Origin of the sequence: Streptomyces sp. NPDC127092 (assembly GCF_042722475.1) — a bacterium.
GTDB lineage: Bacteria > Actinomycetota > Actinomycetes > Streptomycetales > Streptomycetaceae > Streptomyces.
Window position 1 is genome coordinate 32,671 of sequence record NZ_JBHXFE010000050.1, and the last position, 11,588, is coordinate 44,258.

The 11,588-nt window shown below is 71.9% G+C and carries 13 protein-coding genes; 3 read left to right on the forward strand and 10 right to left on the reverse strand.

The annotated features are described in order from the left end of the window. Positions 1 to 56: 56 nt before the first annotated feature. A complete protein-coding gene (locus ACFWJO_RS31595; RefSeq protein ID WP_386870685.1) occupies positions 57 to 722 on the reverse strand; it encodes a response regulator in 666 nt (221 codons plus the stop codon). After that, positions 719 to 1,912: a sensor histidine kinase gene (locus ACFWJO_RS31600; protein WP_386870687.1), complete on the reverse strand. Its 1,194-nt coding sequence runs from the start codon at positions 1,910 to 1,912 to the stop codon at positions 719 to 721. The genes ACFWJO_RS31595 and ACFWJO_RS31600 overlap by 4 nt, the downstream gene beginning before the upstream one ends. Positions 1,913 to 2,147: 235 nt before the next feature. Here ACFWJO_RS31600 and recA point away from each other — a divergent pair, with 235 nt between their 5' ends. Further along, positions 2,148 to 3,281, forward strand: coding sequence for a recombinase RecA (gene recA, locus ACFWJO_RS31605; protein ID WP_386870689.1), 1,134 nt, complete (start codon positions 2,148 to 2,150; stop codon positions 3,279 to 3,281). Beyond that, positions 3,169 to 3,852: a recombination regulator RecX gene (gene recX, locus ACFWJO_RS31610; protein ID WP_386870691.1), complete on the forward strand. Its 684-nt coding sequence runs from the start codon at positions 3,169 to 3,171 to the stop codon at positions 3,850 to 3,852. The genes recA and recX overlap by 113 nt, the downstream gene beginning before the upstream one ends. Positions 3,853 to 4,012: 160 nt before the next feature. Here recX and ACFWJO_RS31615 read toward each other — a convergent pair whose 3' ends face one another. The 8 genes from ACFWJO_RS31615 to ACFWJO_RS31650 all read right to left on the reverse strand — a co-directional run bounded on the left by ACFWJO_RS31615 (position 4,013) and on the right by ACFWJO_RS31650 (position 10,662). Continuing rightward, the gene (locus ACFWJO_RS31615) at positions 4,013 to 4,540 is read right to left on the reverse strand and encodes a rhodanese-like domain-containing protein (RefSeq protein ID WP_386870734.1); all 528 of its coding nucleotides are present in this window, start codon (positions 4,538 to 4,540) and stop codon (positions 4,013 to 4,015) included. Beyond that, positions 4,531 to 5,067, reverse strand: coding sequence for a cysteine dioxygenase (locus ACFWJO_RS31620; RefSeq protein ID WP_386870693.1), 537 nt, complete (start codon positions 5,065 to 5,067; stop codon positions 4,531 to 4,533). Before ACFWJO_RS31620 ends, ACFWJO_RS31615 begins: the two co-directional genes overlap by 10 nt. A gap of 75 nt (positions 5,068 to 5,142) precedes the next feature. Next, entirely contained in the window at positions 5,143 to 5,229 is an 87-nt protein-coding gene (locus tag ACFWJO_RS31625) for a putative leader peptide (RefSeq protein WP_386870736.1), read from the reverse strand. Positions 5,230 to 5,321: 92 nt separating this feature from the next. Then, positions 5,322 to 6,998 carry an FAD-dependent monooxygenase gene (locus ACFWJO_RS31630; RefSeq protein WP_386870695.1) on the reverse strand — a complete coding sequence of 559 codons (1,677 nt, stop codon included), beginning with the start codon at positions 6,996 to 6,998 and terminating at the stop codon, positions 5,322 to 5,324. 169 nt (positions 6,999 to 7,167) lie between these two features. After that, a complete protein-coding gene (locus tag ACFWJO_RS31635) occupies positions 7,168 to 8,094 on the reverse strand; it encodes an amino acid ABC transporter permease (protein ID WP_386870696.1) in 927 nt (308 codons plus the stop codon). Continuing rightward, positions 8,091 to 8,738, reverse strand: coding sequence for an amino acid ABC transporter permease (locus ACFWJO_RS31640; RefSeq protein WP_384419046.1), 648 nt, complete (start codon positions 8,736 to 8,738; stop codon positions 8,091 to 8,093). The genes ACFWJO_RS31635 and ACFWJO_RS31640 overlap by 4 nt, the downstream gene beginning before the upstream one ends. 135 nt (positions 8,739 to 8,873) lie before the next feature. Continuing rightward, entirely contained in the window at positions 8,874 to 9,791 is a 918-nt protein-coding gene (locus ACFWJO_RS31645; protein WP_386870698.1) for a glutamate ABC transporter substrate-binding protein, read from the reverse strand. Between the two features lie 85 nt (positions 9,792 to 9,876). Next, positions 9,877 to 10,662, reverse strand: coding sequence for an amino acid ABC transporter ATP-binding protein (locus ACFWJO_RS31650; RefSeq protein WP_386870700.1), 786 nt, complete (start codon positions 10,660 to 10,662; stop codon positions 9,877 to 9,879). A 219-nt stretch (positions 10,663 to 10,881) separates the two neighbouring features. Here ACFWJO_RS31650 and ACFWJO_RS31655 point away from each other — a divergent pair, with 219 nt between their 5' ends. Continuing rightward, a complete protein-coding gene (locus ACFWJO_RS31655; RefSeq protein WP_386870702.1) occupies positions 10,882 to 11,586 on the forward strand; it encodes a response regulator transcription factor in 705 nt (234 codons plus the stop codon). Positions 11,587 to 11,588: the final 2 nt, after the last annotated feature.

Genomic DNA, 11,588 nt, shown 5'->3' on the forward strand with positions numbered 1-11,588 from the left:
CGGCGGGCGGGCCGGTCGGGGGAAGGCGGCTGGCCGGCGGGCGGGCCGGTCAGGGGTCAGGCCAGCCAGCCCGGCGTGATCATCCCCGACTCGTACGCGAGGATCACCAGCTGCGCCCGGTCCCGCACGTCCAGCTTGGTCATGATCCGGCTCACGTGGGTCTTCGCCGTCGCGGGCGAGAGCACCAGACGCGTGGCGATCTCGTCGTTGGAGAGCCCCGCGCCCACCAGGCCCATGACCTCGCGCTCCCGCTCGGTGAGGGCGTTGAGCCGGGGGCTCGGGTCGGGGCGGCGCGCCCGGCCCGCGAACTCGGCGATCAGCCGGCGGGTGACGGCCGGGGCGATCAGGGCGTCGCCGCGGGCCACCACCCGCACCCCGTGCAGCAGTTCCGTCGGCTCGGTGTCCTTCACCAGGAAGCCGCTGGCGCCGGCGCGCAGCGCCCCGTACACGTAGTCGTCGACGTCGAAGGTGGTGAGGATGACCACCCGCACCCCTTCGAGGCGGTCGTCCTCCGTGATGCGGCGGGTGGCCTCCAGGCCGTCGACGACCGGCATCCGGACGTCCATCAGGACGACGTCCGGGCGCAGCTCGCGGGCGAGTGCCACCGCCTGCTCGCCGTCCGCCGCCTCGCCGACCACCTCGATGTCGTCCTCGTCGGCCAGGATCGACCGGAAGCCGGCCCGGACCAGGGTCTGGTCGTCGGCGAGCACGACGCGGATCATGCGGGATCTCCCTTGTCGGCGAGGGGGGTGAAGGGGAGCCGGGCGTCGACCCGGAAGCCACCGGGGATGTTACGGGCCGTCAGCTCGCCGCCGAAGGCCCGGGCGCGCTCGGCCATGCCCCGGATGCCGCTGCCCGACGGCCGGTCGTCCGGGGTGCCCCGGCCGTCGTCCTCGATCCGCAGCCGCAGCTCGTCCGCGCCCCAGTCGAGCGTCACGAGCACGGAGCGCGCGCCGGAGTGCCGGGTCACGTTGGTGAGCGACTCCTGCACGATCCGGTACGCGGCGAGGTCGACCGGCGGCGCCAGCGGTACGGGCCTGCCGTCGACCCGGGTACGGACGTCGAGGCCCGCGCTCCCGGCCCGCGCCACCAGCTCCGGCAGCAGCGCGAGCCCGGAGGCCGGGGCGGTCGGGGCGGCCTCGTCGGCCCGGCGCAGCACCCCGAGCGTGGCGCGCAGCTCGCGCAGCGCCTCCTTGCTGGTGTCGCGGACGGCCCGCAGCGCTTCCTCGGCCGTGGTGAGGGCGATCTCGGGGGCGGGCTTCTTGCCGAGCCGGTGCAGCGCGGCGCCCGACTGGACGTTGATCAGCGAGATGCTGTGGCCGAGGATGTCGTGCAGCTCACGGGCGATCCGCAGCCGCTCCTCGGTGGCGCTCTGCCGGGCCCTGGCCTCCTGCTCCCGCTCGGCGGCGAGGGCACGCTGCTCCACCTCGTGCAGATAGGCGACCCGGTTGCGCTGGGCGCGGCCGACCGCGACCAGGCTGATCAGCCAGCCGGCCATCATCGCGAGCGAGGTGTCGTCGATCTGCCGGTGGCCGGGCTGCTGACGGATCTCGCCGAGGGCGACGGCGAGCAGTGTCACGGCCGCCAGCGCGACGGCGGCGGCGAACCGCCCCTCGGCGGCGGTGGTGTACAGCGCGAGCGCGAAGGCGATCAGGAGCGGGCCGTCTTGGGCGGACAGCGGGTAGTAGACGGCGCAGGCGAGGAGGGTCACGACCGCCACCGCCACGGGCTGTCTGCGCCGGAACCACAGCGCCCCGCACCCCACCAGGATCAGCGCCCAGCCGATCGCGGTGCGCCCGGCCGGCTCGGGCTCGTAGTGCGCGGCGACCAGCGTCCAGACCGCCACGACGAGCAGCACGACGAGAGCCACGGCGCCGTCGCGCACGTCCCGCGGACGGAGGGTGAGGGCCATGCGGGAAGGATAGGCACCCGCCCGCCGCCCGGGTCGTGACGTCCGGCCCGGCACCGGCGTGGTGCGCTTGACACGAAAATCGAACATCCATTCTCATGGAGGTTCAGGGCCTTGGAAACACGGGCTTGTCGCCGAGTTATCCACAGGCTGGAGGGGACGTCGGGGCCCATTGTCAGTGGCAGGGGTTAGCGTCTTTCCCATGAAGCGATCGACTCAAGCAAACCGGGTGGAACCCATGGCAGGAACCGACCGCGAGAAGGCGCTCGACGCCGCGCTCGCACAGATTGAACGGCAATTCGGCAAGGGTGCCGTCATGCGCATGGGAGAGCGCTCGAAGGAGCCGATCGAGGTCATCCCGACCGGGTCGACCGCCCTCGACGTCGCCCTCGGCGTCGGCGGCCTGCCGCGCGGCCGTGTCGTCGAGATCTACGGACCGGAGTCCTCCGGTAAGACGACCCTGACCCTGCACGCCGTGGCCAACGCCCAGAAGGCCGGCGGCCAGGTCGCCTTCGTGGACGCCGAGCACGCCCTCGACCCCGAGTACGCCCGCAAGCTGGGCGTCGACGTCGACAACCTCATCCTGTCCCAGCCGGACAACGGCGAGCAGGCCCTCGAGATCGTCGACATGCTGGTCCGCTCCGGCGCCCTCGACCTCATCGTCATCGACTCCGTCGCCGCGCTCGTCCCGCGTGCGGAGATCGAGGGCGAGATGGGCGACTCGCACGTCGGTCTCCAGGCCCGTCTGATGAGCCAGGCCCTGCGGAAGATCACCAGCGCGCTCAACCAGTCCAAGACCACCGCGATCTTCATCAACCAGCTCCGCGAGAAGATCGGCGTCATGTTCGGCTCGCCGGAGACCACGACCGGTGGCCGCGCCCTGAAGTTCTACGCCTCGGTGCGCATCGACATCCGCCGCATCGAGACCCTGAAGGACGGCACCGAGGCGGTCGGCAACCGCACCCGCTGCAAGGTCGTCAAGAACAAGGTCGCGCCCCCGTTCAAGCAGGCCGAGTTCGACATCCTCTACGGCCAGGGCATCAGCCGCGAGGGCGGCCTGATCGACATGGGCGTGGAGCACGGCTTCGTGCGCAAGGCCGGCGCCTGGTACACCTACGAGGGCGACCAGCTCGGCCAGGGCAAGGAGAACGCCCGTAACTTCCTGAAGGACAACCCCGACCTCGCCAACGAGATCGAGAAGAAGATCAAGGAGAAGCTGGGCGTCGGTGTCCGGCCCGAGGAGCCCTCGGCCGAGCCGGGTGCGGACGCGGCGAGCGGCACGGACGCGGCGGGCGCGGACGAGGCGGGCAAGGCGGTCCCGGCCCCGGCCAAGGCCGCCAAGGCGACCAAGGCCACCGCGGCCAAGAGCTGACCCGGTGACCGGTCGCACCGAATGGCCGGACGACAGCCCCGACTCGTCGAGGGCCGAGAAGGAGCTGTCGTCCCAGGATCCGGCTGAGCGGGCGCGGGCGATCTGCCTGCGCCTGCTCACCGGAACCCCCCGCACCCGGAAGCAGCTCGCCGACGCCCTGCGCAAGCGGGAGATCCCCGACGAGATCGCCGACGAGGTGCTGTCGAGGTTCGAGGACGTCGGACTCATCGACGACGCCGCCTTCGCCGGCGCCTGGGTCGAGTCCCGCCACCACGGACGGGGCCTCGCCCGCCGCGCCCTCGCCCGCGAGCTGCGGACCAAGGGCGTGGACCCCGGCCTGATCCAGGAGGCGGTCGACCGGCTCGACTCCGACCAGGAGGAGGCCAGGGCCCGCGAGCTCGTCGACCGCAAGCTGCGCGCGACCCGCGGCCTGGAGCGGGACCGGCGACTGCGCAGACTCGCCGGCATGCTCGCCCGCAAGGGATACCCGGAGGGCATGGCCCTGCGGGTGGTCCGCCAGGCCCTGGAGGAGGAGGGCGAGGACACCGAGGGGCTGGAGGAGCCCTTCTGAGCCCTGCCCGAGCAAGGCCTGCCTGCCTAGGCTCGTCTGCCAAGGCCTGCCCGGCCAAGGCCTGCCCGGCCAAGGCCTGCCCGGCCAAGGCTCGTCCGGTACACGCCCGCCTGGCCGAGGCCCGACCGGCTAAGGCCTGCCCGGCCAAGGGGCCGATCGGCTAAGGGCCGTCCTGCTCCGGTCCGCCGGACAGGTCCTGGCCCGTCGTGTCAGTCGTGCCCGTCGTGTCAGTCGTGTCCGTCGTGCCGCTCGTGCCTGCCGTGTCCGTTGCCGTTGGTGGCAGGACCGGGAGGCCCGCCGACTTCCAGGCCTGGAAGCCGCCGATCAGGTCCGTCGCGCGGTGCAGGCCCAACCGGCGCAGGGACTCGGCCGCGAGGGAAGAGGCGTAGCCCTCGTTGCAGAAGACGACGATCCGCAGGTCGTGGCTGTCGGCCTCCGGCACGCGGTGGCTGCCCAGCGGGTCGAGCCGCCACTCCAGTTCGTTGCGCTCGACGACCAGGGCGCCCGGGACCAGGCCGTCCCGTTCGCGCAGGGCCGCGTAGCGGGTGTCGACCAGGAGGGCGTCGCCCGCCGCGTACGCCTCGTACGCGGTGCGGGCGTCGACACGGTCGAGACCGGCCCGTACCCGCTCCAGCAGCTCGTCGATACCGAGGGGCGCGTCGCCGAGGGGTGCGTCGCTCACTGCCAGTCCTCCGGGAGTTCGACCTGCTCGAGACGGAGCACCGGGCCCGTCCGGCTGAAGCGCCGGATCAGCGGAAGCGGCGGATAGTAGGCGTGCACCGAGACCGCGTGCTCCGAGCGGGACTCGTTGAGCACCTCGTGCACATGGTGGCGGCCGAAGGCGCGGCCGCGGCCGGCCGGCAGCTCGCGGCTGCGGTCGACGCCGTCGGCCAGCTCCAGGTTCTTCCAGCCGCCCGCGGGCAGCCGTACCGCGAGGGAGTTCTCCCGCAGGGTGCCGCGCGCGGTGGCGAAGGCGCCCAGCGATTCGGCGTGGTCGTGCCAGCCGGTGCCGGTGCCCGGCGGCCAGCCGATCAGCCAGGCCTCGCTGCCGCCCGGGCCGTCGAGCCGCACCCAGGTGCGGCCCTCGGGATCGAGCGGGAGCGAGAGGACGAGAGCCGCGTCGGCGGCCGTGCGCCGGACGAAGTCCAGCAGCTCGGCCTCGGTGGGAGCGGATGAGCCGGAAACGGGTGCGGGGGCGTGTTGTGTCTGGGACACGAAGGACCGTCCTGGGGTTCGCGAAAGCGCGCACGACCGGGCGGGCGCGCGCAGCTGGGAAAAGGGGAGGCGAATTCAGCAGGACGGGCGACACATGCAGCCCGCGTAGCGGAGCAGGTCCATATGGACCCTCCGCCACAGGCGCACATCGGTGTCGGTCACGCTCCGGAGTACACCACGTGCGTCTGCGGCGGTCAATCGACGTCCGCCGGCGTCAGGACGGGTGCAGGCCCCCGACGACCGGCTCCCGGGCCTCAGTTGACGTCGGCCGTACGCTCGCCGCTCCTGGCCCCGCCGGACGTGTCGGCATGCGGCGCCTCCTCCTCGGCCGGGGCTCCGCCCCGTACCGCGTCCGCCGCCGCGTGCAGCTCCTCCGGCCGTACTCCGGCGAACGCGGCCGCCAGGTGGCCGTCCGGGCGGACCAGGAGGACCGCGTGGGCGGGGGCACCCGGATAGGCCTCGGTGACGAGGAGTTCGGCCGGGGCCGGCAGGGCGTCCACGGCCTCGGCGAGCCGGGGCATCACACCCGCGCTCACCCAGTGCCGGCGGTCCCACACCCCGGTGCCGGGAGCCACGAGCAGCACGAGCAGCCGGCCCCGGCCGAGCCGGTCACGCAGCCGTACGGTCGTCCCGTCCGGCGCCGTCACCCGGACGTCCTCGGCCGGAGCGCCGTCCGGCGTGCCCACCGGGATCCGGCCCTCGGAGGGCTCGGGCGCCAGCGGCGAGTGCGGATACGCGGGCGGCGCGCCCAGCGGACCGCGCCCGAGGTGCGCGTCGCTGAGCAGGGCGTCGTGGCCGCGCCCGCCGCCCCGCAGATAGGTCCGCAGCCCGCCCCCGCCGCGCAGCACGGGCAGCGACTGGTCGGCGGCGCGCAGCCGGGAGGCGACGGCCGAGCGCCGCTCGCTCTGGTAGCTGTCGAGCAGGGCAGGTGAGGCGTCGCGGTGGTGCCAGGCGTGGGCCAGCTTCCAGGCCAGGTTGTCGACGTCCCGCAGCCCCTCGTCGAGGCCCTGGGTGCCGACCGCGCCCAGCAGGTGCGCCGCGTCGCCCGCGAGGAAGACCCGGTCCACCCGCCAGCGCCGGGCCAGCCGGTGGTGGACGGTGTGGACGCCGGTGTCGATCAGGTCGTACGGCGGGGTGGCGCCCTCGCACCAGCCGGCCAGGGTGTCGCGGATGCGGCTGACCAGCGCGTCGGGCGTGACCAGCTCGCCGCGCGGCGGCAGCAGCCAGTCGATCCGCCACACGCCGTCGGGCAGCGGCCGCGCGGTGATCTCGTCGCCCGCGCCCCGCCACGCCGGCTGACGGTGCAGCAGGGCTTCGCCGGCCCAGGGCAGTTCGGTGCGCAGGGCGGCGACCGCGTGCCGTTCCACCGCCGTCCGGCCGGGGAAGCGGATGCCGAGGAGCTTGCGGACGGTGGAGCGGGCGCCGTCGCAGCCGACCAGATGGCTGCCGCGCCACCAGGTGCCGTCGGGGCCCCGGGTGTGGGCGCTGACGCCCTGTTCGTCCTGTTCGACGGTGTCCACCCGGGACTCGGTGACCAGGGTGACGAGGTCCTGCCGGGCGATGGCGTCGCGCAGCCCGCGGGCCAGGGCGTGCTGGGGGATGTGCAGCGGGGCGGCGGGGCCCGCGGGCTCTCCGTCCGCCCCGTCGTCCGTGACGCCGAGGCCGAGGTCGAGCCGTACGTGCCGGGTCTGCTGCCGGCGGCGCAGCGAGCGCCAGCCGGCCCAGCGCACACCCTCGTCACGGAGCGTGGCGCAGCCGAGCCGTTCCACGAAGGCGGCCATGTCGGCGCGCAGCACCGCGGTGCGGGCGGGGCGCGGTTCCTCCTTGCCGGGGCCCTCGTCGAGGACGACGCTGGGCACGTCCTGGGCGGCCAGGGCGAGGGAGAGCGCGAGGCCGACGGGCCCCGCGCCGACGATGATCACCGGGTCCACGGTGCGACTCCTGAAGGCGGGCAGGGCCGTACGGGCGTACGGGAAGCACAGCAGGGTGTGGCGCGGGCCCGGAGCTTGATCACAGAACGTATGCAACCCACTGGGGGTGCGTGCGTCAAGTGACGGGGGCAGCGGCGTCGCCACTGCCCCCGGATGATGTCACATGCCGTCAGTTCTTCGTGATGTCAGGGCCGTCGGCGGTCGCTCCGAGGGCGCCGGCCACTCCACCGGCCCCGCCCGCCTCGGCGCTGAGCACGACGGCCCGCGCCTCGGCGTCGGAGACCGGCGCGCCGGTCTTCGCCCGGCGGCCCCGCTTCTCGATCCAGGTGGCGAGCGCGGAGAGCGCGAGGCACAGCGCGATGTAGATGGCGCCGAAGACCACGATCACGGAGACGTAGGGGTACTGGCCGTTGACCAGGGTGTTGGAGGCGATCAGCCGGGCAGAGTACAGCAGCTCGGGGTAGAGGATCACGAAGCCGAGCGAGGTGTCCTTGAGGGTGACCACCAGCTGGCTGATGATCGTCGGCAGCATGGCCCGGACCGCCTGCGGCAGCAGGACGGAGGTCATCACCTGGGTCTTGGTCATGCCGAGCGCGTAGGCGGCCTCGCGCTGGCCGCGCGGCACCGCGTTGACGCCGGCGCGCAGCACCTCGGCCTGGACGCAGCCGTTGTAGACGGACAGGCCGAGCGCGAGCGCCCACATCGAGTAGTCGGTGAGGAAGGCGACCCACACCGCGAAGATCGTGATGAGCAGCGGGATCGAGCGGAACACTTCGATGAAGGCGGTCGCGAACCAGCGGACCGGCTTGTGCTCGGAGAGCCGGGCGACCGCGAGCAGCACACCGAGCACGAGGGAGCCGACGGCCGCGAGGGCGAAGGCCTTCAGGGTGGCGAGCAGCGCGTCGGCGATGTTCTGCCGGATGCCCGCGTAGTTGAAGATGTCCCACATCTCGGGGGCGAGGTGGCCCTTGTCGGCCAGCCGCACCAGGCTGACCCCGAGCAGCGCGAGGATGGCGAGGCTGCCGACGACGGCGTAGATCCGGTTGCGGATCCGGGCCTTGGGGCCGGGGGCGTCGAAGAGAACGCTGGCGCTCATCGGGCGACCTCCAGGTTGCGCTCAAGGAGACGGAAGAGTCCGCTGATGGCGAAGGTGATGACCAGGTAGGCGGCGGCGACCCAGAGGAAGATCGGGATGATCGCGTAGCCCTGCTCGCTCATCAGCGTCTGCCACCCGAAGAGCTCGGTGACGCTGAAGGCGCCGGCGATGGCCGAGTTCTTCGTCAGGGCGATGAAGATCGAGCTCAGCGGCGGCAGTACGGTCCTGGTGGCCTGCGGCAGCACGACGAGGCGCAGCGTCTGGGAGAACGTCAGACCGAGCGAACGGGCGGCCTCGGCCTGGCCCAGCGGCACGGTGCTGATGCCGGAGCGGACGGCCTCGCACACGAACGAGGACGTGTAGAAGCCCAGCGCGAGCGACGCGAGCACGAAGGGGCTCATGCCCGGGAAGAGGATCTCCGGTACGACGAAGACGAAGACCAGGAAGAGCAGCGTCAGCGGGGTGTTGCGCAGCAGCGTCACCCACGCGGTGCCGAAGGCGCGCAGCGGGGGGACGGGGGAGACCCGGAAGCCGGCGACGACGATGCCGAGGAGCAGCGCGATGACCGAGCTGACGGCGGTGATCTCCACGGTTCCTATGAAGCCGTTGCGGAACTCCGCGAAATGGTCGAGCAGTACGTTCATGAGGACTCCGCGTCGGCAGTCGGCGGCGGGCGAGCGTGCGGCAGGCTTACGTGCGGCAGGCGTACGGGCAGGGGGCGCGGCGCCCCGCGGCGCACGGGGCGTGCGGGGCGCTCACTCTTGAGGGCTCGGGCGTCGTCAGTAGCGGACGATCGCCGGCGGCGCGACGTACGCGGAGCCGGAGAGGCCGAGGGTGGCCTCGTAGATCTTCTTGTAGGTGCCGTCGCCCTCGTACTTGGCGAGGATGTCGTTCACCTTGTCGCGCAGGACCTTGTCGTCCTTGTTCATGCCGATGCCGTACGGCTCCTCGGTGAACGGCTTGCCGACGACCTTGAGCTTGCCGGCGTTGGCGGCGGCGTAGCCCTTGAGGATGGAGTCGTCGGTGGTGACGGCGTCGACCTGCTTGGTGAGCAGCTGCTGGACGCAGTCGGAGTACTTGCCGAGCTCGACGGTCTCCGCGCCGTACTCCGGCTTCTTGATCTCCTGCAGCGGGGTCGAGCCCGTGATCGAACAGACCTTCTTGCCCTTCACCGACTGCGGGCCGGTGATGGAGGCCTCGTCCTTGCGGACCAGGAGGTCGGCGCCGGCCTTGTAGTACGGGCCCGCGAAGCCGACCTGCGCCTTGCGCTTGTCGTTGATCGTGTAGGTGCCCACGTAGTAGTCGACCTGGCCGGTGGAGATGGCGGTCTCACGGAGCTTGGAGTCGACCGTCTTCCACTCGATCTGGTCCTCGGAGAAGCCCAGGTCGGCGGCGATCATCTTGGCGATCTCGATGTCGAAGCCGGAGCGCTTCTTGGTCGCCTGGTCCTCGAAGCCGAGGTACGGCTGGTCGGCCTTCGAGCCGATGATCAGCTTGCCGCGCTCCTTGGCCTTCTTGAAGGTCGGCGAGTCGAGGGACACGCCGCTCGCGACGGTGTAGGTGGGGAGCTTGGGGGCCGAGGCGTCACCGGGCTTCGTGGCGGGCTTGTCTCCGGCCGAGCCCTCCTTGCCGCCACAGGCGGTCGCGGTCAGTGCGAGCACGGCGACGGCCACGGCCGCGGTCTTGCGGAGCTTCATCGTGAACATCCCTCAGGTCGTGGTTGGTTGATCGTCAGTGTGCAGCAAGTCGCACGCTGTCACTACGGAGTTCCGGGCGCGCCGCTCAGTGGTGGAGGATCTTCGACAGGAAGTCCTTGGCGCGGTCGCTGCGCGGGTTGCTGAAGAACTCGTCGGGGGAGGCCTGTTCGACGATCTTCCCGTCGGCCATGAAGACCACGCGGTTCGCGGCCGAGCGGGCGAAGCCCATCTCGTGCGTGACGACCACCATCGTCATGCCGTCCCTGGCCAGCTGCTGCATGACCTCCAGGACCTCGTTGATCATCTCCGGGTCGAGGGCCGAGGTCGGCTCGTCGAACAGGATGACCTTCGGGTCCATCGCGAGGGCGCGGGCGATGGCGACGCGCTGCTGCTGACCGCCGGAGAGCTGCGCCGGGTACTTGTCGGCCTGCGTGCCCACCCCGACCCGGTCGAGCAGGGCGCGGGCCTTGGCCTCCGCCGCCTTCTTCTCCGTGCGGCGGACCTTGATCTGCCCCAGCATCACGTTCTCGAGCACCGTCTTGTGCGCGAAGAGGTTGAAGGACTGGAAGACCATGCCGACGTCGGACCGCAGCCGCGCCAGCTCCCTGCCCTCCTGGGGCAGCGGCTTCCCGTCGATGGTGATGCTGCCGGAGTCGATAGTCTCCAGCCGGTTGATGGTGCGGCACAGCGTGGACTTGCCGGACCCGGAAGGCCCGATGACCACCACGACCTCGCCGCGGCGGATCGTCAGGTCGATGTCCTGCAGCACGTGCAGCGCGCCGAAGTGCTTGTTCACGTCGGACAGCACGACCAGGTCGTCCGTGGCCTGCACGGCGCCCTCCGAACCCTTGGTCACTGACACTCCGCTCATCGGCTTCTTGCTCCGTCCTGCTCGGTTGGGGAGGACACTAGAGATCGGGGCGAAGGGGCGTCACCACATCTGAGCGAAGTTTGAGCATAACGATACGGTCGCATCCGGACACTCTGCGTGAACGGGATGGCCCCGCTGTTCACGCCCTGGTACACAGATAGTCATCACGCGCACGCATCCCCACCCCACGAGCCCGCACGAGATCACGAAGGAGGGCCCATGAGACTGCTGCTCGTCGAGGACGACGACCACGTCGCCGCCGCGCTCTCCGCGATCCTCGCCCGCCACGGCTTCACCGTCACCCACGCCCGCAACGGCGAGGAGGCGCTGCAGGCCGTGCTGCCCGCCGCGCACGGCGAGCGTCCCTCGTACGGGGTGATCCTGCTCGACCTCGGACTGCCCGACCAGGACGGCTACCAGGTCTGCGGACGCATCCGGAAGCTCACCAGCACTCCCGTGATCATGGTGACCGCGCGCGCCGACGTGCGCTCCCGGATCCACGGCCTCAACCTCGGCGCCGACGACTACGTGGTCAAGCCCTACGACACCGGCGAGCTGCTGGCCCGGATCCACGCCGTCAGCCGGCGCAGCTCCGGCGGCGAGGACCAGGGCACCTCGACCGAGGACAGCACCCTGCGCCTCGGCTCCGTCACCGTCGAGCTGCCCACCCGCCGGGTCAGCGTCGACGGCGACGCCGTGCCGCTCACCCGCAAGGAGTTCGACCTCCTCGCCCTGCTCGCCCAGCGCCCCGGCGTGGTCTTCCGCCGCGAGCAGATCATCAGCGAGGTCTGGCAGACCAACTGGGAGGGCACCGGCCGCACCCTGGAGGTCCATGTCGCCTCCCTGCGCTCGAAGTTGCGCATGCCCGCCCTGATCGAGACCGTGCGGGGCGTCGGCTACCGCCTGGTCCCGCCCGCCGCGTAAAC

Excerpts from the sequence above, each read along its gene's own strand:
- ACFWJO_RS31595 (WP_386870685.1), bottom strand. The coding sequence starts at position 722 with ATGATCCGCGTCGTGCTCGCCGACGACCAGACCCTGGTCCGGGCCGGC.
- ACFWJO_RS31600 (WP_386870687.1), bottom strand. The coding sequence starts at position 1,912 with ATGGCCCTCACCCTCCGTCCGCGGGACGTGCGCGACGGCGCCGTGGCT.
- recA (WP_386870689.1), top strand. The coding sequence starts at position 2,148 with ATGGCAGGAACCGACCGCGAGAAGGCGCTCGACGCCGCGCTCGCACAG.
- ACFWJO_RS31635 (WP_386870696.1), bottom strand. The coding sequence starts at position 8,094 with ATGAGCGCCAGCGTTCTCTTCGACGCCCCCGGCCCCAAGGCCCGGATC.
- ACFWJO_RS31640 (WP_384419046.1), bottom strand. The coding sequence starts at position 8,738 with ATGAACGTACTGCTCGACCATTTCGCGGAGTTCCGCAACGGCTTCATA.
- ACFWJO_RS31645 (WP_386870698.1), bottom strand. The coding sequence starts at position 9,791 with ATGAAGCTCCGCAAGACCGCGGCCGTGGCCGTCGCCGTGCTCGCACTG.
- ACFWJO_RS31650 (WP_386870700.1), bottom strand. The coding sequence starts at position 10,662 with ATGAGCGGAGTGTCAGTGACCAAGGGTTCGGAGGGCGCCGTGCAGGCC.
- ACFWJO_RS31655 (WP_386870702.1), top strand. The coding sequence starts at position 10,882 with ATGAGACTGCTGCTCGTCGAGGACGACGACCACGTCGCCGCCGCGCTC.